The organism is Sphingobium sp. JS3065, from assembly GCF_026427355.1.
Lineage (GTDB): Bacteria > Pseudomonadota > Alphaproteobacteria > Sphingomonadales > Sphingomonadaceae > Sphingobium.
This window is the reverse complement of sequence record NZ_CP102664.1, coordinates 1,735,507-1,762,310: the sequence shown is the minus strand read 5'-3', so window position 1 is coordinate 1,762,310 and position 26,804 is coordinate 1,735,507. Positions and strand designations below refer to the sequence as shown.

Genomic DNA, 26,804 nt, shown 5'->3' with positions numbered 1-26,804 from the left:
GATGTCTCGATGTCAGGGGAATTCATCATGGACAGGGCATCAGATACTCAACGCTATCATTGGACGCGGTACGGGATAGCATTGGCGCTTTTGGTGATCCCTCAGATTGCGCGAGCCGAAGCAGTCCCAATAGTTTATGATTCGCCCGGCGTTAGTCATGCAACTGTCGTGAAACAGCCTGATCTCCGCCGCAAAGACTGGAAACGTACTTTTGATTTTGGTAACCAGCGTCTGTCAATCGACGGTACGCGTGCAAAATCGGCGAGCCTTGTCGATCGCTTTGCGCTCAGGCCGGACAACAAGATCAAATCCTGGTCGCTGTCTGGCCGTTATGACCATAATATTGGATCGCTTGGCACCATCGGTCTTGTCGGCACGGTTTTGGTTGAAAAGCGACGTCCGTGGGGGCTCATGTCTGGCGGACACGCGCTAGGTTCACGAACGGTGTTCGCCGGCGTCGAATGGGTCGGCGAGGAGCGCGGACATATCGCACTTGGCGTGTTCAAGGCCGGCAATAGTGGGGTACGACACGGCTTTGATCGGCTGGCCGAACTTGCCGCCGGTGCTCCACTCAACGCTTCGGGTCTTCGCTTTGAAGGAGATGTCCTGGCGTGGGGCCTGGCAGGTACAGGAAACCGCGGAACGACCTTGGGTTTCGATGCCCGCCTTCAACGTGTAGGCTTGGCCGATGCCACGATGATCGGTGGCCGGACCAGCGGGACGGACAGTCGCTTAGCGTTCACGCTACGTCACCGCTTCTAGAAGCGCCGGCCTGATTTCACAGATAGCTTGGAGCGCTCGGACTGGTGCGCCGCTAGGTCAGACCGGCGAAGCAGAGACCCATCACCGGTTAGGATGGCGCCGTATTTTCCGTTATCCGCACACCGGCTCCGATCCTGCCCAGCAACAAAATTAGTCCGGGCAGTAGAGTTAGCACAAGCGGGGCGCCGATCGCCAAGCCGGCGATGATCGCCGTCGCCAACGGCCGCTGCAGCCCGGATCCGCGGCCTAACCCCAACGCCAGCGGCAATAATGTGAGGATCGCAATCAAGGCCGACATCAGGATTGGCCGCAACCGGGCACGGCCTGCCTCGATGAGAGACTCGCTGGTAATTGATGCGTCCGGGACAAGCTCGGCGAGAAAGAAAATGGCAAGTTCGGTCAGCATGCCGACGACCATCGTCACGCCCATGAGTGCAGATATGTCGAGTTCGGTACCGGTAATCCATAGGCCGAACAGGACGGCACAGATCGAAAGGAGGACCGTGCAGATAACCGCGATAGTGAATGCCCAGCTTTCATAGAGAAGCGTGAGCAATAATGCCGACAGGAGCAATGCTGCGACAAAAACAGTCGTAAGATCCGAAAAAGATTGTGTTTGTTGCGCGTAAAGGCCGCCATAGTCGATGCGGATCGTCGCTGGGAGATGGAGCTGTCCAACCTTCGTTTGCACGGCCTTCATACCAGAGCCAAGGTCAAGTCCTTCGAGCCGCGCCGTCACCGCGATGAAGGGCGCCAGATCCTCCCGCGTTATCTGGCGCTGACCTGCAGCGATCTCGACGTGAGCTACCTGGTTCAGAGCAGCGGTCCGCCCATCCGGCGCGCGCAAAATGAGGGCACCCAACATGTCGGCGCGCTGACGCAAAGTGAGTGGCGCGCGGACGCGGACGTCGATCAAAGTTTCGCCAGCGAGTAGCCGCGTGGCCACTGTGCCCGCAATCTGGGCTTCGACCTGTTTTGCGACCATGTCGGGGTCGAGGCCAGCCAGCGCAGCGGCTGGCCGATTGACCTTCAGGATGATCGCATCGCCCGCCACGCGCAATCCGTCCTGTACCTCGACAATCCCATTGATGGTGCCGATACCTTGGGCAACCTTGCGGGCCGCTGATGCAAGGGTACCGGGATCATCGCCAAATAGTTTTACCTCGATGGGTTGGGGGACAGCCGTGAGATCACCGATCAGGTCTTCCATCAACTGCAGCAGTTCAACCTGAAGGCCGGGAACCTGTGCCTCTATTTTTAACCGGATTTCGGTCATGACAGCTTCGATCGGACGGCGGCTGCCACCTTTGAGACGGACAAAAAAATCGCCCTCGTCGGCTTCGGTCAACCCCCCGCCCAGCTGGAAGCCGGTGCGGCGAGAATAGCTTACCACCTCCGGGGTATCGCGGATGATTGCTTCAACCTGACGCAGGAGCTGATCGGTGTCGCTGAGCGCCGCGCCGGATTTGGCCTTATAGTCCAGAATGAAACCGCCTTCATCCATCTTCGGCATGAAGCCGGATTGTACATGGGTCCAGGAAAAGGTGCCAACCAGCAGCAGGATTGCAGCGCCTACACCGACGAAGACGCCCGGCCGTACTAAGGCACGATGGGCCGCACGATCGTAGCCGTCGCCAATACGACCCATGAATCCGTCAGCCTTCTCTGCCGCCTCGACATCGCGCATCGTGAGCCAGCGCGAGGCGACGAGGGGCAAAGCGTAGCGGGCATATAGCAGCGACACGATCAGAGCGGCCGTCATCGTCACTGCCAGGGCCTTGAAGAAACCACCAGTGACACCGGTGATGAATGCAAGCGGCAGAAAGACAACGATCGTCGCAGCCGTCGATCCGAACAACGGCCGTGCCATTTCCGCCGCAGCGTCCAGCAACGATGGTTTGGTACTGGCAGGCGCCTCCTGCATCCGGCGCATGAGATGTTCGAGCATGACGACAGCGTCGTCGACGATCAGGCCGACAGCCGCCGCCATGCCCCCGAGCGTCATCATGTTGAAGCTCATGCCCAGGACGAGAAGCGCGAGACATGTCGCGGCAAGCACGGCGGGCAGTAGAGCCGCCGTGATCACCATCAGCCGCCAACTACGTAGGAAAAGGAAGAGAACCAGACCGGCCAGGAAAGCGCCAAGCAAAATTGCGTCGCGTACGGCGCTGGCTGCGCCTGCGACCAGCTCCGACTGATCATAAAATGGGCTGACGATCACATCTGTGGGCAACCCGGCGCTTTTCAGACGCTCGTCGATCGCTTTGACGAGTGTAACCGCGTCTGCTGCCGGGGTCTGGCGAATATTCACCAGCACAGCGTTGGTGCCGTTGGAGGTCACACGCGTCCAAGCCGGGGCAGGAGCCCGCCGAATCGTGGCGACCTGTCCGAGTGTGACGATTCCAGCTCCCGGATCAGTTGCAGCCTTGAGTGGGACCGCCGCTATGTCAGCCTCGTTCGCGATGCGATTTTCGACGAGGGCAAGATAGAGCCTATGGCGGTCTTCGACTCTTCCCACGGCGGCGACGCTGTTCGCACTGTTAAGGGCGGTCGCGACGTCGTTGATGGTCAGCCCCAGCGCTTGCATCCGCGCCGGGTCGACGTCGACGGCGATCTCCGGTGTTCCCCCGCCAACGATATCGACGCCGGCAACGCCTGGAACCGTTGAAAGCAGGGGGCGCAACCGCAACTGAGCCAGTTGCTGGAGAGCAACGCCATCTCGACGGTCCGATGTCAGCGAAAGACCGAGCACCGGAAAGATTGTTGGATCCGAGCGCCTCACATTGAATCGGGTGCCCGCGGGCAAATCGGGCAAGATGGTGGCCAACGCTCCCTGAGTGGCGAGCGTTGCCGCCACCATGTCCTGACCCCAGTCGAAACTTAGCGAAATTTCGGCCGAGCCGCGGCTGGTGGTCGAGCGAATCCGCGTGACGCCAGGCACGCTTCTTAACGCAATTTCCCCCGGCCGTGTGATGTCGGCCGCCATCTGGGCAGCGTCGCGTTCGCCCGCATCAATCGCCACGACAACCCGTGGATAATTGATCTGCGGGAACAATGTGACCGGGAGCCGAGTCCCCGCGAAAAGCCCTGCCAGGGTGACGAGAAAGACGCTGAGCCAGATAGACCGGCGATGCCGCTCGAGCAGAGGCCTCATCGCTTGCCTCGTTCGCGAACCTTCATGCCATCCTCAAGCGCGGTGCCGCCTTCGATAACCACCCGATTTCCCGCGACCAGTCCCTGAAGCACGGTGATCTGGTCGCCCGCCGTGTTGCCTGGCACGATATCGACTCGATGGGCAGCGTCGTTGCTGACGACAAAAACGTAGGGCTTGCCGCCATCATCCAGCAAAGCGCCATAGGGGATCGTGATGCCGGGCTTCACGGCCCCAACCGTAATGACAGCTTGGAGAGGCTGGCCAACCGATATGTTCGAACCGGGTGGCAAGATTGCAAAAACCGACGCAAGGCGCGTTGTCGCCTCGGGTTGGGGATCGACGCCGATCACGATAGTCTCGATTGCCTTTGTCGATCCGACTCTCTGTATCCTGACGCGCTGGCCAATACGCATCGTCTGCAGGGCAGCGGCATCGACGCCGAAGCGCGCACGCGCATTTCCCGTGGCAGCTATGCTCGCCACCATAGTACCTGCGGCCAACTGGTCGCCCGCCTTAGCGCTGAGATTTTGCACTGTGCCAGCCATGGGCGCACGCAAAGTCAAGCCATCAGCTCGGTTGGCCAGGCTCGCACGCAAGGCATTTGCGGTCGCGGCCGCAGCTCGCGCGGTTTCGACATCTGCATCACTCGCCAGACCGTCGGTACGGAGGCGCAGGAACCGAGCCAGCGTCGCATTGGCTGCGGCCGCGTCACTCGTGGCGCGCACGAGGTCCAGTCGTGTCGTCGGACTCGGCTGCAAGAGCGCGATGACCTGCCCACGTTGGACTCCGGTGCCGGTGGGGGCAACAATGCGAGTGAGGACGGCTTCGCTTGGGATAATAAGATTCTGAACGCCGCCAGGCCCCGCCTCTGCAATGCCGTAAACAGTAAGGGTTTCACCCGAGGTGCCCATGCTCGCGACAGCGGTGCGAACACGCGCAATCGGATCGGGAGCGGTGCCCGTTTCGGGTGCGCTGCCGCAGGCCGCCAAGATTATCAACGCTGCGAAGGGCAGGGCTCTGATCATCGATTCCATACTTCGCTGGGTCCACCGGATAACAGTTCGAGGGAGATTATCGTTTCGGCAGCCTGCTGATCGAGGGCAGCCAGGGCGATCTGGCGATCTCGAAGCGTCTGAGCGGCCGTCTGGGCCGTGGCCTGCGAGAGATCACCGCGCATCTCGGCGCGTGCGGTGGCACTGGCAAAGCGTTCGAGGGCAGGCATGGCAGCGCGCAGCGCAGCCTGTTGGCGCCGAATCGTTGCCAGGGAGGCGGTGGCGGCGGCTATATCCGCTCGGGTCTGGAACAGGCGTGCATCATATTCAGCATGAAGCTGCGCGCGTGTGGCCCGGGCGACAGCGATGCCGCCCCGGTTGCGATTCCACAGCGGCAAAGTGAACCCGATTTGCGGTCCCAGAGTCACGTTTCCGGCGGTATCGCGCGCGCTGGCGACGGTTAGCGAAAGGTTTGGAAATTGATCGAGGATGGCCTTTCGCGTGTCTGCTTCGCTTGCATCATATCCTGCGCGTAATGCCTGCAGGTCGAGCCTGCGCGCGACAGCCTGGGCGACGAGTATTTCTGTCGAAGGCGGAACTGGATGGTCTGGCGCTGGCGCCAGTCGCACAGCGAAGGAAGGCGGCAGGCCAAGCAAGCGGTTGAGTTCCAGCCGGGCAGCCGTCAGGTCGCGATCGACCGTTCGCAATCGGTCGCCTGAGTCGAGCGCGGCCAGACGGCGTGCGTCGGTATCCGATGCGGTAATATCGCCTCGTCCCGCCGCCCGTTGGGATCGCTGTAGAAGGTCTTCGGCCGACGAGGCGCTGGCCCGTGCCAGGCCCAGTTGGCGCTGCAGCGCGACGATTCGGGCGCCTTGGAGCCGCGCCGCACCCGATGTCTGCCATTCTGCCCATGCCAGATCGAGCCTAACCTGCCGTCGCGTTGCACGCGCGGACTCGGCCGTGACGTTGCGGGTGCGCATTGCCGAGAGATCAAAGCCGATCTGCCCCGCAAGACCGTTGAGCGTGTCTGGCCCCGACAGAAGTTTGTCAAACCCTAGCTGAGCGGTGGGATCAGGCAGGAGCCGCGCGGCAAAGGCTTGCGCGTCGCTCACGCCCGCCTTGATGCGCAGGGCCTTCAAATCCGGGTTCTCGAGAACGGAGATCACCGCGAGTGCATTGGGCGTCAACGGTTGCGAAAGGTCGATCGCCTGCGCAGAGAGGAAGGGTCGGTCGAGAAGGGAAGCATCGAGTGAAAGCGCCGACAAGTCCGGCTTGGCGAATGCCACTTCCGATGAGGAAAGGGGAGACGGTTGATAAGTTGCACACCCTGCGAGAAGAAAAAACGGGATTGCCATCACGCACCAGCGTGCAGGCTCTAACGAAGAGCCGCGCGGCACGGTGATCGGCGTCAGATAGCCGGACCGATACGAAATCGTTGGAGGGGCGAGCCACGGGTTCTTCAAGGCGGTCAGTCACTTTCGTCGACGAGCTCTTGGCCATCACCAAGTATACGCAAGGTTATCAGGCTGATTCTGGTCATGCGGATGTCAGATTCTGCCATCACACATACGCAGCAACGGTGCGAGTTTATGTTGGTCATTGGCATAGCCAAATCAGGGAATTGCTGCGCTGGATTGCACACCGGTGAAATCCACAAACATTACAGGCCCGAGCGAGCATCTTCTATCGTCCGTTCGGGGCTTTTTCACAACCTTTGGCACCCTCAAGACTTGGAACTGTCCACATGCTGGAAAACAGATTCGAGTTCGTCGACCATATCGAGCTCGGCTTTGGCGCTGGCCCGTGCGTGCGGCACATTCTGCGCTGATACCGCTTTCTCCATATCCGTAAGAACCGTCTCGAATCGCGTGACGAGACCCGCAGCGGCAGGGCGCATGCGGATGTTGGACCAGCGTTCGCGCGCAAAGATCATGGCGCGAGCCATATCCGCCCAGCGTACGGGCGCCGCTTGTGCATCTGCATCGTAGCGAAATCCGGCATAGTCGAGGAGGCTGACATCGACCGGAATCGCAGGGGTGCCGGGAACTGCGCTCACTAGCGTGCGAAAGCATTCCATCGAGGCAAGAGCGACGTCAGCGGGTCTGTCGGCCGCATTGGCTCGCCGTATAGACGTCAGCTCGTCTGCGAGTTTCACTGAAATCGCATGTGGCACGATGCCCGCGATGCCCTTCGCGGCGTTCTCGGCGGCATCGATGGCTTTCGAACGCGCGGGGGGCGTGGCGCTAAAGGCGGTCTCGGTCAGGCTTTCAAACGGCTCGGCCGCGGCAAGCAATTGAGCGGTGACTGCAGGATAGTTGGATACGGCGAGTGTCGCCTGGCCCAGGCCATTTGCTGAGGCGCTCGTTGTGTCTGATTGAGCGTCAGGCGCTTTGGGTGGCGCGGCGCTGTTACTCCCGCAGGCTGACAGTGCGGTGAATGCAAGGACCATCGGAAGACAATTTCGGGTGCGGGGCATAATATCTCCAAAAGGTCGGGCGAGACCAATGTGCAGCGCGTGCCTACCTGCCTTCGGTTCCGAGGTTAGACGGCGCGCCTTGGACAAAGTCTCACTTAGCCAGCCGCGGAACGTTACGGCCACCCGTCCTCTCCGTAGCTGCGCCTCTGATGAATGCTACCGCTCGATGGGGTTCACCGCGGATGGGTTTCACGGCGGTAGCGGACACCACAAACTTGTGCCAGAAGACGCGGGGGCGATCCAAAGTCGCATCCATCGCTCACGCCTCGATCGTAACGACATTGTCATCCGGTCGTGCCTCAAGGTGGCGGCGGAAGAAAGTCGATCGTGCATAAATATGCGCGCGGCGTCGGTTGGAGCAATGCAGGACGGATGTCGGAGGGCGGACTCAAAGGGCTATTTCTCGATTTGAGGCCAGCGTTAACGCGCTATCTGCTCGTGCGCGGACTGTCGCAGGACGATGCCGACGATCTTATCCAGGACATGTATCTCAAGCTGGAGAGCTATCAGGGCGGTCCGGTTGGTGAACCACGCGCCTATCTGTATCGCATGACACATAATCTTCTGCTGGATCGACGCCGTTCTGCGGCGCGACGGATTCGGCGCGAGAAGGAGTGGTCTGCGGGTGGAACCGGCGTGGTTTCCGAGGTCGATGTACGCCCCTCGGCGGAAGAGGCGTTGATTGCGCGCGAACGATTAAATGTGATCACAACTGCCCTGAAGATTTTGCCGGAGCGGACCCGCGACATTTTCCGGCGCTTCAGGATCGACGGGCAGACCCAAAAGGTGATTGCCGGCGAGCTGGGTGTCAGCAAGAGCGCAGTGGAGAAGCATCTCTATCGGGCGTACCATGTTGTCGCGGCGGCAAAGGCCCGCCTGGACGAAGAGCCCGGGGATGCGACAATCGGGGAAGGAGAACGTCACAGGGACATGAGCGATGACCATGACCGCTGAACGAGACGACGCTTTGCGCGAGGAAGCGATCCGCTGGCACGTCCGTATCGCGGAGGGTTCGGTGGAGGACTGGGAGGCGTTCGTCGACTGGCTGGGTGCTGATCCGGCTCATGCGCAGGCCTATGATGCGATTGAAGCGGTCGATGCGGAAGCTGGTCCGGCAATTCTTGAGGCCCAACCGCAGGCGCCGCAGGCCGCCAATGACGATAACCCCAGCCCTGCTCGTGGTTGGTGGTGGGGCGGCGGCGTGGCAGCATCGATTGCGCTCGCCGCAATCTTCGGCCCTGGCCTCGTCCAGCGTGGTGATCCCTATCACGTGGCAACGCTGGCGGGCCAAACGCGGACCGTGGCGCTGCCATCGGGTGATCGCATTGCCCTCAACGGGAACAGCAGCATCACGCTCGATCACCAAAATCCCCGTTTTGCCAAGCTCGAGCGCGGCGAGGCTATCTTCACGATCAGGCATGACCCTGCAGCGCCATTCGTCGTTCAAGTTGGGGATGAGCGCATTCAGGACGTTGGAACGGTCTTCAATGTCGTTCGAGATGAGGATGGCGTGCGTGTGGCCGTCGCGGAAGGGTCGGTGCTTTATAACCCGCAGAGTGAAGCTGTGACCCTGGCGGCCGGAGAATCGCTGCGCGACCCAGGCGGCAATGGCGCAATCATCCGGAGTGGCGTCGATCCCACTGCGGTCGGCTCCTGGAGTGAGGGGCGCTTGAGTTATACCGCCACCCCGCTGTCTTTGGTCGCCGCCGATCTGGCCCGCGCGATTGGGGAGAAAGTAACACTGGATCCCGTCCTCGAAAACCAGCGTTTTACGGGCACGATCACACTCGACACCGACCGGGCCCGTCTCTTTGCGGATTTGGCGGTTCTGTTGAATGTGCGCGCGGAGCACGGCGCCTCCGGCTGGAAGCTGGTTACACGCAATCGTGCGGGGCGCTGATGTTCTGATCGCACTCGCCGGTATTGCGCTTGCAATGCCGACGGTTGCAGCGGCCCAGAGCAGATCGTTCTCGATTCCTGCGGGTTCTCTAGGCGAGGCGATTGCACGATTCGGCGAGCAGTCCGGCCTCACGATCGGCTTGGCAGATGCGCGCCTCGGGTCGCGCCGAACTGCGGGCATACAAGGTCGCTTCTCGGCGCGCGCTGCGCTTAGGCTGCTGCTCACCGGGACGGGGGCCACCTTCGAGTTCATCAATCCGCGCACCGTTCGGATCATCGACGCACCGCCAACGCGCGCCAGGCGGACGGCAAGCCCGCGTCGGATCGCGCCGCCCGAACCGAGGGCGGTCGATACAGGCGAGATCGTGGTCACGGCGAGCAAACAGGGCATTATGCTCGATCGCTATGCCGGGTCGGTCGATGTGGTCGATCTCGACCCCGATCGGAACGCCCGGTCGGCTTCGCGGGGAACGTCGGCCATCGTAGCGCGCCTGCCCACGCTCGCTTCAACGAGCCTGGGTCCGGGCCGGGACAAATTGTTCATTCGGGGAGTGGCGGACAGCAGCTTTAATGGACCAACACAGGCAACCGTCGGTCAGTATCTCGGCGATGTGCGCCTGACGTATAATGCGCCTGATCCCGATCTAAATCTTTATGACATGGAACGTGTCGAAGTGCTCGCGGGTCCGCAAGGTACGCTGTACGGCACCGGTGCGTTGGGTGGTATCATCCGGCTTGTTCCCAATATGCCCGACCCCTCGGGCGGGGCGGGCTCTGCTTCAGTCGGCCTTGGGACTACGCGAAAGGGAGGCACCAGTAGCGATGGTGCCGCAATGCTCAATGTCCCTATCGTCGGTGACAGGCTGGCGATCCGTGCAGTTGGGTATCGGGTCATTGACGCCGGCTATATTGACGACCCGTTGCGGAGGCAATCCAACATCAACCGGTCTATCAGCTATGGCGGGCGGCTCGACATACGCTATGCGCTTGGCAATGACTGGACCTTCGATGTGGGCGGCGTCGTTCAAAATATCGCCAGCCGCGATGGGCAATATACGCTGCGCGGCCAACCCGACCTCACGCGCACTACGCTGCTCGCTCAGCCATTCGACAATGATTATCGCCTGGCGCAATTCCGGATTGCCAAGCGCTGGAATGATATGGAGCTCGTGTCCTCGACCGCGCTTGTGCGGCACGACGTCGAGACGCGCTATGATGCAACAACTGCCTCTACAGGAGCGCCGCCGCGCCTGTTCGATGAAACGATAGGTATCTCGCTCATTTCGCACGAAACGCGTCTGTCCGGCCGTCGTCGGGGCACCGACGATTGGGTCGCCGGTGTCAGTGTTGTCCACGACATTGAGCAGCAGAGGCGGCGCTTGGGAGATCCCTTAGCCCCCGCGACGATCACGGGTGTGCGTAACGAGGTCACAGAGGCTGCCTTGTTCGGACAATATACAATCCCCATCACACCGCGCCTGGGCGCGACCATCGGCGGGCGGGTCACCTATTCCAGCGCTGTGGGTCAGGCGCTCGATACCGCGCTGCCCGAAGATATGGAGCCCAAGCGCACAGCGGTGCGCACCTCGCCGTCGCTGGCGCTATCGTGGCGCCCGGTCAATCGGTTGCTGGTATTCGTGCACTACCAGGAAGCCGCGCGGGCGGGCGGTCTGGCGGTCGGCCCGACATCCAGCCCCCAAAGCGTCCAACGATTCGAAAGCGACACGCTCAATATGATCGAAGGGGGTTTCCGATTCGGCCGGCCCGGTCGTGACCGGTTCGCCGCCAGTGCGACGCTGTCCTATTCGCGCTGGTCGGACATTCAGGCTGATCTCGTTGATGAGACGGGTCTCCCTTTTACCGTCAATATCGGCAATGGCCGGATCATCGGCCTCGACACGAATATCGCGTGGATGCCGATTGCGGCCCTGCAGTTCGAGTTGTCGGCGTTTTTTAATCGTTCCAGGCTGACGGACGCAGCCCCGGCCTACGCGGCTGCGGACGAACGCGATCTGCCCAATGTTGCGGAGTCGGGTGGCCGCGCAGCCATTACCTATCGTGCCACGCTGTCGCCGTCCGCGTCTCTCGTGCTGGACGGAAGCCTCCGCTATGTCGGCACATCCCAACTCGGGATTGGTCCACCAATCGATGTCAGTCAGGGTAAATATCTCGAAAGCAGCGTTGGCGGCAGGCTAGAATTTGGGCGAATGGGATTGTCGCTGGATGTGAGCAATCTGGGAGATGTGCGGGGCAACCGCTTTGCGTTCGGCAATCCCTTCGGTTTGGTCGCGCGGAACCAGATCACGCCGCTGCGACCGCGCAGTATCCGGATTGGTCTTGATGCCAAATTCTAAACGCCTCCTACTCGCTTCGATCCATGATGTCGGCCCCAGGTTCGAGCATGAGGTCGACAGGTTGGCTGATCGCATGGCGGGGCTTCTGGGTGGTCCCCGCTTTGCGATGCTGGTGGTCCCGGATCATTGGGATGAAGCCCCGCTCAGCAAAGCCAAGGGCTATCAACGCAAGCTGCGTGCCTGGTCAGATGCTGGCGTGGAAATGTTCCTGCACGGCTGGCGCCATCGCGACGACAGCGTTCACGTTCATGGCGTTGCCCGTTTTCGTGCCAGACACATGACAGCAGGTGAGGGCGAGTTCCTGGGGCTTGAGCGCGAAGAAGCCCTGCGGCGCATGCGGGCCGGACGTGCAATCGTCGAGAACGCCATCGGGCGACCCGTTGCCGGGTTCATTGCGCCAGCCTGGCTCTATGGCGAGGGTGCCCGTGCAGCCCTCCTGGACGAAGATTTCGCGCTCACCGAGGACCATATGCGGGTGTGGTGTCCGTCTGATGGGCGCGTCCTCGCACGCGGGCCGGTTATAACATGGGCGAGCCGCAGCACGTCTCGCATCGCGAGCTCTCTTGCCTTTGCAAGCTTGGCGCGCGCAGCGCTGGATATCATGCCCACGGTGCGAATCGCCGTCCATCCCGGCGACACCAAGGTGCCGAGCCTGCTGAATAGCATCGATAAGACTGTCACCCGCTTCGTGCGGGATCGGACGGTCGGACGCTATGGAGATCTACTGGATTGAGTGCTGATCCATGCGACATCGCGCCGGGCGTGGCGTCCAAGGGGCATCCCTGATCGAGACCCCCTCGCATGCAACAGCCTTTCCGCGTCATGATCTTTCTTCACAGTTTTGAGCCCGGCGGGGTTGAGAGAGTTGCATTACGCCTTACCCAGGCCTGGACGGAACGCGGTATCGACACCCAACTCGTGCTCGGCAGGAGCGATGGAGCCATGCGATCGGAGTGGCCCGCGCTTTCCTACTCGTCGCTGGCGATTCGCGGCATCGCGACCGGGCGCTTCGAGACGCTCTGGATGATCCTGCGCCTGCCAGGCGAAATTCGTCGCCAGCGCCCGGATATCTTGTTCTGCGCTGGCAACACCTACACGGTAGTAGCCGTCGCCATGAAACTGCTGCTGGGCAGCACCTGTCCGCCGATTGTGGCCAAGGTCAGCAATGATCTGGCGCGGCGGGATCTGGTCGGTCCTGTACGATGGGGATATCGGCTCTGGCTAAGGATCCAGGGGCGCTTAATCGACCAGTTTGTCGGGATGGCATCGCCTATGTTCACAGAGATTGCGGACGCGATGGCGCTTCTCCGATCGCAAGTGGCGATCATCAACGATCCGGCAATCAGCGCGGCAGATATTCCGCGAGCAGAGCGGGTGCGATCACTGCGAGACGGTGACGACCGAGGCACACGCTACATCGCGGTCGGACGGCTGGTAGCGCAGAAAAACTTCGCACTCTTGATCGGCGCGTTCGCCGCTATGGCCGGTCCGCAGGATTGCCTGACGATCCTGGGGGATGGCCCGGAGCGCACGTCGTTGACGCGCCTGATTGCGGAGGTGGGCATGACCGGGCAGGTGTATATGCCGGGTCACATAGGTCCGGTCATCGAACGGCTCAAGGCAAGCGATGTCTTTGTCCTGTCGTCCGACTATGAAGGCGTGCCGGCCGTGATCATCGAGGCACTCGCTGCAGGCCTGGTCATTGTCGCGACCGATTGCAGCGTCAGTATGGCCAGTCTTCTTGAACACGGCGCATTGGGGGAATTGGTGCCGAGGCGGAGTCTCTGGTGCCTTGAACAGGCGATGCGTGCGGCAGCCGTGCGCACGCCTGACCCCGGTCGCGCCAGACGACAGGCCAGTCGCTTCACCGTCGAATGCGCAGCAGACGCCTATGCCGCCCTTTTCGCGCGCCAGATCACCAAAGCGCGCAATGTTCCAAACCCCGAGAAAAATTCTCACGGTGCCGATGCGATGTTGTGACGGTGGTGGCGTCCCAGAACTGACCAGTAACGGCGACGGATGTGACGCGTGTATCGGATCAGCGAGAGTATAGATTCTGACCCTATTGTTTTGGATTGGAAGGAAATTGTACCGACGCGGCCGGATCCGGTCGTCCTCAAGGTGGGGGTGTCCCGCATCAGCCGTGCGGCAGCGCCCGCGATTTCATTGGCTATCCTTGGCGTCGTTGTCGCGCAACTCGCGACGATCGATCTCACCAGCATTTGGGCGCTGCTCCCGACGTCCCTGGGGTTCTGGCTGATCTTCGCCTGTTATTACGCTGCGGCGCCATTTGCAGACTGGGTGATCTTCCGCCGCCTGTGGTCGATCCCGATCGCTGGGTTTTTCGCGCTCGTCCGCAAGCTGATCGGCAACGAACTGCTGCTCGGTTATGTCGGCGAGCTCTATTTTTACAGTTGGGCGCGCAAGCGCTCGAATATGGTGGGGGCGCCTTTCGGGGCGGTCAAGGATGTCGCCATCCTCTCCGCCGTGGTCGGCAATTGCGTAACGCTCGCGATGCTTGGCCTTGCCTATCCGCTCTTCGGGTCGCTCCATCTAGGGCTGGATAACAGGACACTGGTCTTTTCGATCAGCGTGGTCCTGCTCACGTCTGTCGCGGCAATGCTGTATCGCAAAAAGCTGTTCAGTTTGCCGCGACAGGATCTTTGGTTCGTTGTTCTGATCCATTTTGCGCGGATCATTATGACCACGGGGCTTGCGGCCTGGATGTGGCATATCGCTCTTCCGAGCGTATCGGTCAGCCTCTGGTTGCTGCTTTCCACGTTAAGGCTGCTCCTGTCACGCCTGCCATTTGTGCCGAACAAGGACGTCGTGTTCGCGGGCATGGCGATCTTCCTCGTTGGCCAGGATCACCAGGTCGTCGGTCTGATGGCGCTGATGGCCGGGATCATTTTGGCGACCCATTTGGTGGTCGGGCTCGCTCTTGCCGGCGCCGAACTTGTCAACTGGAGCCGGCCGAAATGAGGCGTGCGTTGTGGCTCGCCGTTTTCATGCCAGTGGTAGCCCAGGCCCAACTGCGCTCAAACCCAGATCTGGGCATGAACGAGGGACGCTGCCGCGCCGGGGAAGTAGGACCGGCCTTTCTGGTAACAGCGGTTGGCCTCAAGGATCGCCAGGGTCGAATGCGGCTAGAGGTCTATCCTCCGGATGATGATGATTTCTTAGAAGACGACAATGTTCTTCTCAATGAAAGCAAAACATTTCGTCGCGCGGAGGTCGCAGTTCCGTCATCCGGGCCGGTGAAAATGTGCATCCGCATCCCTGGTCCGGGAACTTACACGCTCTCATTGCTGCATGATCGTGACAGCAACCGGAAATTCGGCCTGTCGGTCGATGGGCTCGGCTTTCCCAATAATCCAAAACTGCGCTTCTCGAAACCGCCCGCCAGCGCGGCGCGCGCGGTTGCAGGTGCGGGCATCACGCCGCTCACAATCCGTATGAACTATCGCCATGGCCTGCTGTCGTTCGGGCCGATCGGGAATTGATGATATGAAGATCGTCGACGTCTGCGCTTTCTATTCTCCTAAGGGCGGCGGGGTTCGCACTTACATCGATCGCAAGCTCGCAGAAGGTCCGAAGGCAGGACACGAGATTGTGGTAATCGCGCCCGGTCCCCGTTCACTGATCGAAGAGAGGGGGCAGGGCGCGCGGATAGTGTGGTTGGAATCCCCCAAATTCCCATTGGACGGCAATTATCACTATTTCGCCGATGCCAAGGCCCTTCACGCTGCTCTGGATTGCGAACGGCCCGATGTGGTCGAAGTTTCCTCGCCCTGGCGCAGCGCTTCTATGGTCGCAGACTGGCAGGGACAGGCGGCGCGTTCGCTGGTGATGCATGCCGATCCATTGGCAGCCTACGCCTATCGGTGGTTCGAGATGCTGGCTGATCGGCCGACCATCGATCGTGGTTTTGACTGGTTCTGGCGTCATCTGCGGCGGCTCGACGCCCGCTTTGAAACCGTGATCAGCGCGAGTTTCAGCCTTTCTGCAAGGCTCGAAGCAGGTGGATTGCGTGGTGTTTCGACCATTCCCATGGGAGTCGAACCGGGCCTCTTCTCCCCTGCATTGCGCGATCTCCCTCTACGGCGTCGCTTGCTTGATATGTGCGGGCTCGAGGCAAGCGGGACCTTGTTGCTCGGTGTCGGTCGTCATGGCCCCGAAAAGAGATGGCCGATGATCGTCGAAGCTGTGATGTCGGTCCAGTTTAGTGCCCCGGTTGGGCTGATTCTGGTAGGCGATGGCCGGGAGCGAGCGAGAATTGTCCGGCAGATTGGCGCTAATCCCCATATCCAACTGTTGGCGCCAATCACCGATCGGGAGGAGCTTGCCAGAATGATGGCCAGTGCCGACGGGCTTGTTCACGGATGCGAAGCTGAAACCTTTTGTATGGTTGCGGCCGAAGCATCTGCGTCAGGGCTGCCACTGATTGTTCCAAGTGACGGGGGAGCTTCGGACCAGGCGCTGGCTCAGCGAGGCTGGCGATATCCGTCCGGCTCGGCAGCGGGGGCAGCGCGGGCGATGCTGGATTTTGTTCAATCAAGGCAGCTTGAGCTGGTAGCACCAGCCCCAATTGTCCATTCGGCGCCCCGCACGATGGCGGATCATTTCATCGAGTTGTTCGCGCACTATGAAGCTGTGCGTGCGCCGATGCGGGTTGCGGCTTGATGAAACTCCTTCACCGCAGATCTCACTTTGTGGACGCCGCCGAGTGCGACTTCGTCGGGACGAGGACGGACCGCCTCGCAGTTATGCGAGAGGCCTTCACGAGCACCGGGCAGTCGTCCCCTGATCCAGTTGCGATGCGGTCGCTTGGGAGCGTAGACGAGTGCGGCTGTCTGGCTCTGTTAGGGCGCTTTCTTATGTGGGCAAGCCGCAACGCAAGTTAATTCGACGTTAGACCAGATCAGAATACTGTTACCGCACCGCTTCTATATAGGATAGGGGGGTATGCTATGGGACATTTGACCGAAGGCAATGATGAACTCCTGAAGCGGGTGCGCCGAATCGCCGGTCAGGTCACGGCGATTGAGAAAGCGCTCGCGGCAGGGACGGACTGCACGACGACGCTGCATCTGGTCGCGGCGACACGCGGTGCCATCAATGGCCTCATGGACGTGATTATCGAGGAGCATGTCCGCGCGCATGTGGCGCATCCCGATCTTCCGGCCGAGGAGCGCGCCGCAGGGGCGGAAGAACTGATCGCGGTCATACGCCGCTACGCAAAATGAGGCTGAGATATTGACCACGTCCCGCGACATTGAAGCCTTTACGCACGACCATGTGTATCTTGGGGCCTCTCACGACGAGAACGCCCGCAGGACCTTGTGGGTTGTGGTGCTGACGGCTGTGATGATGATCGGCGAGATCTTCGCCGGCTATGTCACAGGCTCGATGGCGCTCCTTGCCGACGGTTTTCATATGGCGACCCATGCCGGGGCGCTGAGTGTCGCAGCGATTGCCTATGCCTATGCCAAGCGGCATGCATCCAATGGACGGTTCAGCTTCGGAACCGGGAAGGTCGGCGACTTGGCAGGCTTCGCTTCGGCGCTCGTGCTAGGCCTTATCGCCTTGGGAATCGGGGTCGAATCGATCCTGCGGCTGTTCGAACCCATCAAGGTCGCGTTTGGCGAAGCAACGGTGATTGCGGTCATTGGGCTCGGCGTGAACATCGTCAGCGCATTCCTGCTGTCGGGTAGTCACCATCATAACGGTCATGACGATCACGCCCATGACCATGATGCCCATGGCGGCGACAATAACCTCCGCTCAGCCTATGTGCACGTCCTCGCCGACGCTCTCACCTCGGTGTTGGCCATCACGGCTCTTCTGGCAGGTCGCTATCTGGGCTGGGTATGGATGGACCCAGTCATGGGCATCGTCGGGGCGGCGGTGATCGCTCGCTGGTCCTGGAGCTTGATGCGCGATACCGCCGCGGTCCTTCTCGATACGACCGACAATCATGTGGCCGAGGAAATACAGGATCTTGTCGAAGGCCCAGGAGATGCGCGCATTTCCGATCTCCATGTCTGGCGCGTCGGCCCTGACGCGCATGCCGCGATCGTCGGTGTCGTTGGTGGCGTGGGCATCGATGCGAGTGTTATCCGTAACCGGCTCGTCCCCGTCCACGAGTTGAAGCATCTGACAATCGAATGCCATTGAAAGCGCACCCGTGAAGTCCCCGTGCATAGACTTGTGCGCGTTCGACGGTTCGACCGGCTGGTGCCGAGGGTGCGGCAGGTCCAAACCCGAATGCAGGACATGGAAGAAGGCGCAGCCGCAACAGCAACGCAAGATCGCTGCCGACCTACCGCGCCGGCTCGCGAAGCTGGCAGGACGCGGCCTGCATAAGTGATCGGCTAGCCTGGCGGCTAGCGCGCTCTGTCCGACCCCGCCAGATAGGCTCAGGAAGCCAGGCGCGTGATTATCGGACATTCGGGCCGCTCGTTGCCGTGGCAGGCCTTCGCCAGTTCGAGCAATGCTTCGCGCATTGCATTGAGCGCGTCCGCCTTCCGGCCGAGATCTGCGGCGCGCGATTCCGCCAGTGTCTTGACTTCCGCGCTGGCGCGATCGCGATCAGACCAGAGATCGAGCAGCACGCGGATTTCCTCGATGGGAAAGCCGAGATCGCGGGCGTTGGCGATGAAGCGCAGGCGATGCACGTCGGCTTGCGAATAGTCACGATACCCGCTGTCACGTCGCGGCGGCGACGGGATAAGCCCGATCTTCTCATAATGGCGGATCATCCGCTGCGACACAGCGCTCGCGTCGGAGGCCGCGCCGATGTTCACAGCGTCACCCGATTGAGGCGCAGCGCGTTGGTGACGACGCTGACGGATGACAGGGCCATTGCCGCGGCAGCGATGACAGGCGACAGCAGGATGCCGAACACCGGGTAGAGCAACCCAGCGGCGATGGGGACGCCAGCGGCATTGTAGATGAAGGCGAAGAACAGGTTCTGGCGGATGTTGGCCATCGTCGCCTCGCTCAGCCGCCGCGCTCGCACGATGCCATTGAGATCGCCCTTGAGCAGCGTGATTCCAGCGCTTTCGATGGCGACATCGGTGCCCGAACCCATGGCGATGCCGACGTCCGCTGCCGCGAGGGCAGGCGCATCGTTCACCCCATCGCCTGCCATCGCGACGACATGGCCTTCGCGTTGTAGCCGCAGGACGACAGCGCTCTTCTGATCGGGCAGCACCTCGGCTTCAACCGCTTCAATGCCAAGTTTCCGGGCCACCGCCTCGGCGGTCGTCCGGTTGTCGCCCGTCAGCATGACGACGCTCACGCCCTCTTTTCGCAAGGCGGCCAGCGCCTCCGCTGTCGTTGCCTTGATCGGGTCGGCAATGGCGAGAATCCCGGCGACCCGGCCGTCAACGGCGGCGAAAATCGCCGTCGCCCCGTCCGCCCGCAGCTCATCGGCCCGTGCAGCTGCGGCTGACACATCAATCCCATTCTCCTTGAAATAGGCCGCGCCGCCCAGAAAGATGCGTTTGCCGTCCACGGTCCCGACCGCACCCTTGCCGGTAGGCGAGTCAAAGTCGGAGACCTCGGGAGCTTCGATGTCACGATCCTTTGCGGCCACGACGATCGCGAGCGCCAGCGGATGCTCTGACGCCCGCTCTACGCCCGCCGCGAGGCGAAGAAGATCGTGCTCCGACAAGCCTTCCATCGGCACGATGCTCGTCACCGACGGTCGTCCTTCGGTCAGCGTGCCGGTCTTGTCGACGACGATCGTATCGACCTTCTCCATTCGCTCCAGCGCCTCGGCATTCTTGATCAGGACGCCAAGGCCCGCACCCCGTCCGATCCCGACCATGATCGACATCGGCGTCGCCAGGCCCAGCGCGCAGGGACAGGCGATGATCAGCACCGCGACCGCGGCTACGAGGCCGTGCGCCAGTCGCGGCTCAGGGCCCCATATTGCCCATATCGCAAAGGAGAGCAGCGCGACGCCAAGCACCGCAGGGACGAACCACCCGGCAACCTTGTCGGCCATGCGCTGGATTGGCGCGCGCGAGCGCTGTGCATCCGCCACCATCTGGACGATCCGCGCCAGCATCGTATCGCGGCCAACCTTGTCCGCGCGTATGAGGAGAGATCCCGTTTGGTTTATAGTGCCCGCTACCACATGGGCATCGACCGTCTTCGTCACCGGCATCGACTCGCCGGTCACCATAGACTCATCGATCGAAGAGCGGCCATCCTCGACAATCGCATCTACAGGCACCTTCTCGCCGGGGCGGACCCGCAACCTGTCGCCAACGGCGATCAAGTCGATCGCGACTTCCTCGTCGCTACCGTCCGGCAGGAGCCGGCGGGCAGTCTTGGGTGCCAGATTGAGAAGGGCTTTGATCGCACCTGAAGTGCGCTCGCGGGCGCGCAATTCCAGAACCTGTCCGAGAAGCACGAGGACGGTAATGACCGCGGCGGCCTCGAAATAGATTGCGACAGTGCCATCCATCATGCGGAATGCCGCCGGGAATATCCCGGGGGCAAGCGTGGCCACCACGCTATAGGCCCAAGCGACACCGGTTCCCATCGCGATCAGCGTGAACATGTTGAGGTTTCGTGTCTGGAGCGATGCCCAGCCGCGCTGGAAGAATGGCCAGCCCGCCCAGATCACGACGGGGGTGGCCAGCGCGAACTGGATCCATCCCGATATCCTCTCGGGGACGAGATGGTGGAGCGCCGGGAACAGATGCCCGCCCATTTCGAGCAGGAACACGGGCACGGTCAGGGCTAGAGCGATCCAGAAGCGCCGCGTCATGTCGACAAGTTCGGGACTGGGGCCGGCGTCGGCTGTCGCGACCTCAGGTTCGAGCGCCATGCCGCAGATTGGACAAGCTCCCGGCCCCGGCCGACGGATTTCGGGATGCATCGGACAGGTCCAGATCGCGCCGGCTGGTTCGTCCGGCGCCGTACGATCGGCCCTGGCGAGATAGCGCGCCGGGTCGGCAACGAACTTGGCGCGGCAGCCGGCACTGCAGAAATGCCAGGTCTTACCGTCATGATCGGCGTGATGCTGTGTCGCCGCCGGATCGACTGTCATCCCGCAAACGGGATCGAGGGCCTGCTCGGAACCTGCGGGAACGAGCGCGCTCTTCGCGTGACCAGCGCAGCAAGCATGATTTTGGCCGCCATGCGCCGTGGATTTTGGTTCGGACATTCCCGTTCTCCTTATCGACGCCCCCTATCTAGGGTCTGACATCGTGTCAGGGTCAAGGGCCGCTACAAATTATCTATCCAGCGGCGAGGGGCTCCAGCGTCCCGAGCCACGCGACCAACGCAAGAATCGTGATCGCCATCGCGGCTTCCAGCGCTATGCTCCGCCGCAGGCTTGAAAGCGCCCGGCCAGGACTTCCGTGCGCGATCGCCTCGTCAAGGCGAGGCGTAAGCCGGAAGCGGTTGGCCGCCGCCATGACCAGCATGGCGACGAACAGCGCGATCTTCGCCAGCAGCAGCTGGCCCCAAAGGTCCGTCGCAAGGTTCGCGATCTTGTCGATGCCGACCAGGTAAAGGCCATTCGTAAGTCCGGTGATGACGATCAGTCCGACAATGACCGATCCGACCCCTGCAAACCCGTTCAATGCGCGGTGCGCGACCTCGATCCGCGAGACGTCGGTCACCCGCGCAGGAAGCGTCAACAAGATGAGCATCATGAGCGCGCCAAGCCAGGCCGACGCGGCAAGGAGGTGCGCGATATCGCCGGTGAGGTGGAACAGGCCGCTGGTTCCTTCGGTCCCGGCGCCATGACCCGACCAGGCAAGCGTCCCGACCGCGATCGCCGCCAGAGCCGAAACGACCGCCAGGGAGCCAGTTGAAGGACGTCGCACCAACATTGCCGACGCCAGGATCAGGACGAGAGAGACCTCGCGGACTCCAAAGGCCCAGCCGACCGCAGTTTCGGTCAGGAGCATCGTCAAGATATTCCTGTCGATGCTCCAGAGATCGGTTCCGCTCATGGCGGCAGACATCAGACCGAAACCCAGCGGGGTCGCGATGATCCCGGCTGCCGCCAAACTGCCGATCAACGGCCTGAACCGGACCATATGGATTTGCTCATCGCCACGCAGCGCATAGAGGCCGAACAAGGGCGCACCGAACAACAGGCCGAGATCGAGGTAGAGCACAAGCCGCGTGGCAATCAGAAGCCAGTCCAGCATGACCTATCGGACGGTGAAGGCGAGCGTTCCGGTGATCTTGTGCGTGTCGGTCGATACCGCATGCCAGTCGAGCTTGTAGGTGCCAGCGGGCAGCGGGCGCGGAAAGACCGCAACCAACGTCTTGCCGTTTGCGGCAACCGAAGTCTTGAAGCCGGCCATCTTCATCGGGGCGTGGTTCGCCATGCCGGGCATGCCGGTCATGGCAAGGTCGATCCCGGACACGGGCGCCATCAATGTTTCGCTGAAAGTCAGCGATACCTGCGTTGTATTGGTGACGGTCGCCTGCGCCGCCGGCGTCGATGATATCAGTTTCGGGTGCGCGATGGCCGGAGCGGAGATGGTCGCGAGTGCGGCGGCAATGGCTGCACCGATGAGGTGAACTGACTTCATGGGGGACTCCTCTTGGTTTCCCTGCTGAATACGCAGGGTAGGGCCTCACCCCTCATAGCGCTGTGACGATATGCTATGAGGGATCGCCGGCACCGATGCGTAGTATCGGTAGAGAGCGTGGAGATTGACGCATGACCGATATTGATAGAGCGCTGGCGCGGCTGCGCGAACTGCCCGTCCATCCTGGATTGGGGGCGATCGACGGCGCGGTACTGGAGGGCCTAACGTCTCGCGCGCTTGGCTCCCGACCGCTTTCGGGAAGCGTCTTCGGCCTGGCGGCGCTGGCGGCTCTTTCGATCGGGATTGCCAGTTCGGTCATTCCCGGTACCCCAGTCAGAGCCGCCTCGGTTACGCCATTTGGTGCGCCGTCTGCGCTCGTTCCCTCGTCGCTCCTCGGCGGCAGCGAATGAACGACCGTCGCCGTCTGCTGCTCATCGCGCTGATCGCGTTTTTCGCGGCAGTTGCCGGCGTGCTCGTGGGGCGGGCTTATGTGGCACGACAGACGCCCGTCGAAACCGAACTGCACACGCTCCTTCACAGCCAGCTGGAACTGGATTCCGGCCAGCACGCGAGGATCGAGGAGATCGAACGGCGGTTCGCAGTGCGCAAGCAGGCGCTCGAACTCGAGCTTCGCGCGGACAATGCGCGCCTCGCCGACGCGATCGAGGCGGAGCATGGCTATGGTCCCCAGGTGAGTGCGGCGGTCGATCGCTCGCATCAGGCGATGGGTCAGCTTCAGAAAGAGACGCTCGAACATATCTTCGCCATGCGTAGCGTGCTGCGCGCCGATCAGGCGGCCAAATTCGATTCCGCGGTGGTCAAGGCGCTCACGGCCAAGGATCGGTGACGATCGACGTCGCCGGCTGTACGGACGGCGAACTGGCCGCGCTTGCTCTGGCCGGTCGGCAGGCCGCCTATGGCGAACTTATGCATCGCCATCGGGACAACGTATATCGCCTGATCCGTGGGCACATCGGAGACGCGGATGCGGCGCTCGATGTCACCCAGCTAAGCTTTCTGTCCGCCTTTTCCGCGCTTGGCCGTTATGACGGCGCGCGACCGTTTCGTCTGTGGATCGCGCGCATCGCGATCAACAAATGCCATGACTGGGCGCGTCGCCGCGCGGTCCGCAGGCTGTTGTCGTTTGCACTCCCGATCGACGAAGCGAGCCAGGTCGCGGACGATGCTGCGACGCCCGAGGCACTCCTTTCCGACCGCCAGGAGTTGAAGCGCACGATGGCGGCGATCGGGGCCTTGCCCGTGGCGCTGCGCGATACCCTCGTGCTGCGAACGATCGAGGGGCTGTCGCAGATCGAGACGGCCGAGGTTTTGGGGATCAGCGAAAAGGCGGTCGAGACGCGGCTTTATCGCGCGCGTTCCAAATTGCAGGAAAGTTTGAGGGACTGATGCTCTGGATGCGTATCCTGATCGATAGCTTTTTCATTCAGGGGCCTTCCTGCCATGCGTATCTCCCACCTCGATAGACGGTCGCTGTTGCGTGGCGCCGCGCTTGGCGGTGCGGGGCTGTCCCTCGCGAACTGGTTTCCGGCGTGGGCGCAGCCGGTGTCAGCCGGAATCGTCCGCCCGCTACCAACGGTAAGCGGTACCGATATAGCACTGAAAATTGCCCACCAGATGATGACGGTCGATGGCCGCGAAACCCATGCGATCGGAGTCAACGGGACCATTCCGGCGCCACTCATCCGGCTGAAACAGGGGACGAGAGTCCGGCTTTCGGTAACCAACGATCTCGACGAGGACAGCTCGATCCATTGGCATGGACTGCTCGTGCCGGCGCAGTTCGACGGTGTGCCCGGCATCAGCTTCCCAGGTATCCGCCCACGATCGACCTTCGTCTATGAATTCCCGATCATCCAGGCGGGCACCTACTGGTATCACAGCCATTCGGGTCTGCAGGAGCAGATGGGCCATTACGGCCCGATCGTCATCGACCCCGAGGGCGAGGATACTGTTCGCTACGACCGCGAGCATGTGATCGTCCTGTCGGATCACAGTCCGATGCACCCGCATGCGATCTTCCTGAAGCTCAAGCAGCAGGCGGGTTACTTCAACTATCAGAAGCAGACGCTGGCCGGGCTGCTGGCGGGCCGCGATCAGCCACTCAAGGAGCGGATGGACTGGGGCAAGATGCGGATGGACCCGACCGACGTGTCCGACGTGACGGGTTCGACCTACACCTTTCTCGTCAACGGCCATGGCCCGCGTGACAACTGGACGGCTCTCTTCCAGCCGGGCGAGCGGGTGCGCCTGCGCTTCATCAACGCCTCGGCGATGACGATCTTCAACGTCCGGATTCCGGGCCTGCCGCTGACCATCGTCCAGGCCGATGGGCAGGATGTGCGTCCGGTCACGGTCGACGAATTCCAGATCACGGTCGCCGAGACCTTTGACGTGATCGTCACGCCGACCGACGAACGGGCCTACACGATCGTCGGCGAGGCGGTCGATCGCTCCGGCCTGGCGCGCGCAACGCTGGCGCCGCGCGAAGGCATGGCCGCCGGAGTGCCGCCGCTCCGCTCCCGGCCAGTCGCCACGATGAAGGACATGGGGATGGACATGTCGGGCATGGACATGTCGGGAGCAAGCGGCGGCACGATCGACCTGAGCAAGCCCGACAGCGGCATGGCCGGCATGGACCATGCCGCGATGGGCCACGACATGGCGGCGGGAGCCGCTGGCGCGATGGCAGGCATGGCGCCGCAAGCCGGCGCCGGAATGGCCGGAATGGATCATTCCGCGATGGGCGGGATGAACATGCGCGACCCGAAGAATGCGCCGCAGGTTCGCATGGGGCCGGGGGTGCAGACGATCGCACCGATGGCGATGGACCGCACCGGCGATCCGGGCCAGGGCCTCGAAAATGTCGGTCACAAGGTGCTGGTCTATCGCGACCTGATGGCGTTGACGCGCAATCCCGATATACGCGCGCCGGACCGGGCGATGGAGATCCACCTGACCGCCAATATGGAGCGGTACATGTGGTCGTTCGACGGGCTGAAGATGAGCGAAGTCAAGGCGCCGATCCCTTTCCTGAAGGACGAGCGCGTGCGGGTGACGCTCGTCAACGACACGATGATGTCGCATCCGATCCATCTCCACGGCCATTTTTTCGAGTTGGTGACCGGCCATGGCGAATATGCGCCGCGCAAGCACACGGTCAACGTACTGCCGGGCGGCAAGGTGACCTTTGACGTCACCACTGACGCGGTCGGCGACTGGGCGTTCCACTGCCATATGCTCTACCACATGCACGCCGGGATGATGCAGGTTGTCTCGGTCCGTCCGCGCGGAGACGCGGCATGAACCGCATCCTTCTCCTTGCGCTCGCGCCGCTCGCGATCCCCGCCCCGGTCGCGGCGCAGGCGATGGACCAGTCGAACATGCCTGGCATGCAGATGCCGGCGCCGAAGAAGCCTGCGGCAAAGCCGACAATGCGAAAGCCGCCGACGCAACGACCGCTGCCCGCTGTTCCGCGCGCGTCGGCATCCACGCCAGCGCGTCCGGCCGTCGCAAAGCCCGCTCCGGCAGTCGCTGGGGGAGCAGATCCGCATGCGGACCATGACATGACGACGATGCCCGGGATGGCCATGCCCGGCGCTCCGGCGGCGGTGAGCGCGGGAAAGCACGACATGGCCACCATGCCCGGCATGGAGATGGGACCAGGCACGGCTGACCATGGAACGGGCGGCACCGCCCTGGCGCCCGGCACCGCCCCGGCGCCTGCGCCGCCGACCGACCATTATGCCGATCGCGCCTTTCCGGCTGCGGAAATGGCGCGCGTGCGGACCGATCTCTACAGGGAGCATGGCGGCGGCAGCTTCCACCAGGTCATGTTCAATCTGGCCGAGTATCAGGCGCGCAAGGGCGGCGACGGCTTTCGCTGGGACGGAGAGGCATGGCTCGGCGGGGACATCAACCGGTTGGTCGTCAAGAGCGAGGGCGAAGGGGCGTTCAAGGGCGGCGGCGTCGATAGCGCCGAAGTGCAGGCGCTCTACAGCCGTGCGATCGATCCGTACTGGAACCTGCAGGCGGGTGTCAGGTACGATTTCAAGCCGAACCCCTCGCGTACTTATGCGACCATCGGCATCGAAGGACTGGCGCCCAACTGGTTTGAGATCGAAGGCGCGCTGTTCCTGTCTGACAAGGGCGATGTTCTCGCTCGAGCCGAGGGCTATTATGATCAGCGGATCACCCAACGCCTGATCCTCCAGCCGCGCGTCGAGCTGAATTTCGCGGCGCAGGATGTACCCGAGAACCGGATTGGTTCGGGCCTATCGAACGCCGAACTGGGTCTGCGGCTTCGCTATGAGATCAGGCGGGAGTTCGCGCCCTATATCGGTGTGTCCTATGATCGGAAAGTTGGCGATACAGCTCGCTATGCGCGGCTCGACGGCAAGAATGTCGGAACGACGAGCTTTGTGATCGGCTTGAGAAGCTGGTTTTGACATCGGTCGCCGGTGCAATGTGTTTTTCTGAGGGATGGATCTTTCTGCTGCGTATGTAACGATAAGGGCATCGCAGCTGTATAATAGGGTCAAGTGCGTAATTGGCCGCAGCTGGCGGTGGTTATCGAAC

The 26,804-nt window shown here is 62.1% G+C and carries 25 protein-coding genes; 17 read left to right on the top strand and 8 right to left on the bottom strand.

From position 1 onward, the window contains the following. Positions 1–9 precede the first annotated feature (9 nt). Positions 10–762, top strand: a complete 753-nt coding sequence (locus NUH86_RS08375) for a hypothetical protein (RefSeq protein WP_267251993.1) — start codon at positions 10–12, stop codon at positions 760–762. An 88-nt stretch (positions 763–850) separates the two neighbouring features. Here the strand turns inward: NUH86_RS08375 and NUH86_RS08370 are convergent, their stop codons facing one another. From NUH86_RS08370 to NUH86_RS08355, 4 genes are all read right to left on the bottom strand, one after another. Beyond that, positions 851–3,916, bottom strand: coding sequence for an efflux RND transporter permease subunit (locus tag NUH86_RS08370; protein ID WP_267251992.1), 3,066 nt, complete (start codon positions 3,914–3,916; stop codon positions 851–853). Beyond that, positions 3,913–4,950 (bottom strand): efflux RND transporter periplasmic adaptor subunit, encoded by a 1,038-nt coding sequence (locus tag NUH86_RS08365; protein WP_267251991.1) that lies wholly within the window; start codon positions 4,948–4,950, stop codon positions 3,913–3,915. Before NUH86_RS08365 ends, NUH86_RS08370 begins: the two co-directional genes overlap by 4 nt. Next, positions 4,938–6,371, bottom strand: coding sequence for a TolC family protein (locus NUH86_RS08360; RefSeq protein ID WP_267251990.1), 1,434 nt, complete (start codon positions 6,369–6,371; stop codon positions 4,938–4,940). Before NUH86_RS08360 ends, NUH86_RS08365 begins: the two co-directional genes overlap by 13 nt. A 260-nt stretch (positions 6,372–6,631) precedes the next feature. After that, the gene (locus tag NUH86_RS08355; protein ID WP_267251989.1) at positions 6,632–7,357 is read right to left on the bottom strand and encodes a hypothetical protein; all 726 of its coding nucleotides are present in this window, start codon (positions 7,355–7,357) and stop codon (positions 6,632–6,634) included. A gap of 354 nt (positions 7,358–7,711) precedes the next feature. Between NUH86_RS08355 and NUH86_RS08350 the strand changes: the two genes are divergently transcribed. From NUH86_RS08350 to NUH86_RS08300, 11 genes are all read left to right on the top strand, one after another. Continuing rightward, positions 7,712–8,338 carry an RNA polymerase sigma factor gene (locus tag NUH86_RS08350; RefSeq protein ID WP_267251988.1) on the top strand — a complete coding sequence of 209 codons (627 nt, stop codon included), beginning with the start codon at positions 7,712–7,714 and terminating at the stop codon, positions 8,336–8,338. Beyond that, positions 8,322–9,284 (top strand): FecR family protein, encoded by a 963-nt coding sequence (locus NUH86_RS08345; RefSeq protein ID WP_267251987.1) that lies wholly within the window; start codon positions 8,322–8,324, stop codon positions 9,282–9,284. Before NUH86_RS08350 ends, NUH86_RS08345 begins: the two co-directional genes overlap by 17 nt. Positions 9,285–9,318: 34 nt before the next feature. After that, entirely contained in the window at positions 9,319–11,637 is a 2,319-nt protein-coding gene (locus NUH86_RS08340; protein WP_267251986.1) for a TonB-dependent receptor domain-containing protein, read from the top strand. Beyond that, a complete protein-coding gene (locus NUH86_RS08335; protein WP_267251985.1) occupies positions 11,624–12,370 on the top strand; it encodes a polysaccharide deacetylase family protein in 747 nt (248 codons plus the stop codon). The genes NUH86_RS08340 and NUH86_RS08335 overlap by 14 nt, the downstream gene beginning before the upstream one ends. A 68-nt stretch (positions 12,371–12,438) precedes the next feature. Next, on the top strand, positions 12,439–13,617 hold the full coding sequence (locus NUH86_RS08330) for a glycosyltransferase (RefSeq protein WP_267251984.1): 1,179 nt from the start codon (positions 12,439–12,441) through the stop codon (positions 13,615–13,617). A gap of 48 nt (positions 13,618–13,665) precedes the next feature. Then, entirely contained in the window at positions 13,666–14,619 is a 954-nt protein-coding gene (locus NUH86_RS08325; protein ID WP_267251983.1) for a hypothetical protein, read from the top strand. Then, positions 14,616–15,140, top strand: coding sequence for a DUF2141 domain-containing protein (locus NUH86_RS08320; protein ID WP_416365351.1), 525 nt, complete (start codon positions 14,616–14,618; stop codon positions 15,138–15,140). Before NUH86_RS08325 ends, NUH86_RS08320 begins: the two co-directional genes overlap by 4 nt. A gap of 4 nt (positions 15,141–15,144) precedes the next feature. After that, positions 15,145–16,320 carry a glycosyltransferase gene (locus tag NUH86_RS08315; RefSeq protein WP_267251982.1) on the top strand — a complete coding sequence of 392 codons (1,176 nt, stop codon included), beginning with the start codon at positions 15,145–15,147 and terminating at the stop codon, positions 16,318–16,320. Positions 16,321–16,607: 287 nt separating this feature from the next. After that, positions 16,608–16,883 carry a metal/formaldehyde-sensitive transcriptional repressor gene (locus tag NUH86_RS08310; protein ID WP_267251981.1) on the top strand — a complete coding sequence of 92 codons (276 nt, stop codon included), beginning with the start codon at positions 16,608–16,610 and terminating at the stop codon, positions 16,881–16,883. 10 nt (positions 16,884–16,893) lie between these two features. Next, complete coding sequence (gene dmeF / locus NUH86_RS08305; RefSeq protein ID WP_267251980.1) at positions 16,894–17,814, top strand: CDF family Co(II)/Ni(II) efflux transporter DmeF; 921 nt, start codon at positions 16,894–16,896, stop codon at positions 17,812–17,814. Between the two features lie 10 nt (positions 17,815–17,824). Further along, the gene (locus NUH86_RS08300) at positions 17,825–18,007 is read left to right on the top strand and encodes a DUF1289 domain-containing protein (RefSeq protein ID WP_267251979.1); all 183 of its coding nucleotides are present in this window, start codon (positions 17,825–17,827) and stop codon (positions 18,005–18,007) included. Positions 18,008–18,056: 49 nt separating this feature from the next. On the opposite strand, the gene cueR is transcribed toward NUH86_RS08300, so the two are convergent. The 4 genes from cueR to copC all read right to left on the bottom strand — a co-directional run bounded on the left by cueR (position 18,057) and on the right by copC (position 22,208). Continuing rightward, positions 18,057–18,443 carry a Cu(I)-responsive transcriptional regulator gene (gene cueR, locus NUH86_RS08295; protein ID WP_267251978.1) on the bottom strand — a complete coding sequence of 129 codons (387 nt, stop codon included), beginning with the start codon at positions 18,441–18,443 and terminating at the stop codon, positions 18,057–18,059. Further along, positions 18,440–20,821 (bottom strand): heavy metal translocating P-type ATPase, encoded by a 2,382-nt coding sequence (locus NUH86_RS08290; RefSeq protein ID WP_267251977.1) that lies wholly within the window; start codon positions 20,819–20,821, stop codon positions 18,440–18,442. Before NUH86_RS08290 ends, cueR begins: the two co-directional genes overlap by 4 nt. A 73-nt stretch (positions 20,822–20,894) precedes the next feature. Further along, complete coding sequence (gene copD, locus NUH86_RS08285; RefSeq protein WP_267251976.1) at positions 20,895–21,818, bottom strand: copper homeostasis membrane protein CopD; 924 nt, start codon at positions 21,816–21,818, stop codon at positions 20,895–20,897. A gap of 3 nt (positions 21,819–21,821) precedes the next feature. Beyond that, the gene (copC, locus tag NUH86_RS08280; RefSeq protein ID WP_267251975.1) at positions 21,822–22,208 is read right to left on the bottom strand and encodes a copper homeostasis periplasmic binding protein CopC; all 387 of its coding nucleotides are present in this window, start codon (positions 22,206–22,208) and stop codon (positions 21,822–21,824) included. Between the two features lie 131 nt (positions 22,209–22,339). Here copC and NUH86_RS08275 point away from each other — a divergent pair, with 131 nt between their 5' ends. Genes NUH86_RS08275 through NUH86_RS08255 form a run of 5 tightly spaced genes read left to right on the top strand, consistent with a single transcriptional unit; the run spans position 22,340 to position 26,674 of the window. Continuing rightward, positions 22,340–22,618: a hypothetical protein gene (locus NUH86_RS08275; protein WP_267251974.1), complete on the top strand. Its 279-nt coding sequence runs from the start codon at positions 22,340–22,342 to the stop codon at positions 22,616–22,618. Then, positions 22,615–23,055 carry a periplasmic heavy metal sensor gene (locus tag NUH86_RS08270; RefSeq protein WP_267251973.1) on the top strand — a complete coding sequence of 147 codons (441 nt, stop codon included), beginning with the start codon at positions 22,615–22,617 and terminating at the stop codon, positions 23,053–23,055. Before NUH86_RS08275 ends, NUH86_RS08270 begins: the two co-directional genes overlap by 4 nt. After that, positions 23,052–23,615, top strand: a complete 564-nt coding sequence (locus NUH86_RS08265) for an RNA polymerase sigma factor (RefSeq protein WP_267251972.1) — start codon at positions 23,052–23,054, stop codon at positions 23,613–23,615. Before NUH86_RS08270 ends, NUH86_RS08265 begins: the two co-directional genes overlap by 4 nt. Before the next feature lie 54 nt (positions 23,616–23,669). After that, a complete protein-coding gene (locus tag NUH86_RS08260; protein ID WP_267251971.1) occupies positions 23,670–25,532 on the top strand; it encodes a copper resistance system multicopper oxidase in 1,863 nt (620 codons plus the stop codon). Continuing rightward, entirely contained in the window at positions 25,529–26,674 is a 1,146-nt protein-coding gene (locus NUH86_RS08255) for a copper resistance protein B (protein WP_267251970.1), read from the top strand. The genes NUH86_RS08260 and NUH86_RS08255 overlap by 4 nt, the downstream gene beginning before the upstream one ends. Positions 26,675–26,804: the final 130 nt, after the last annotated feature.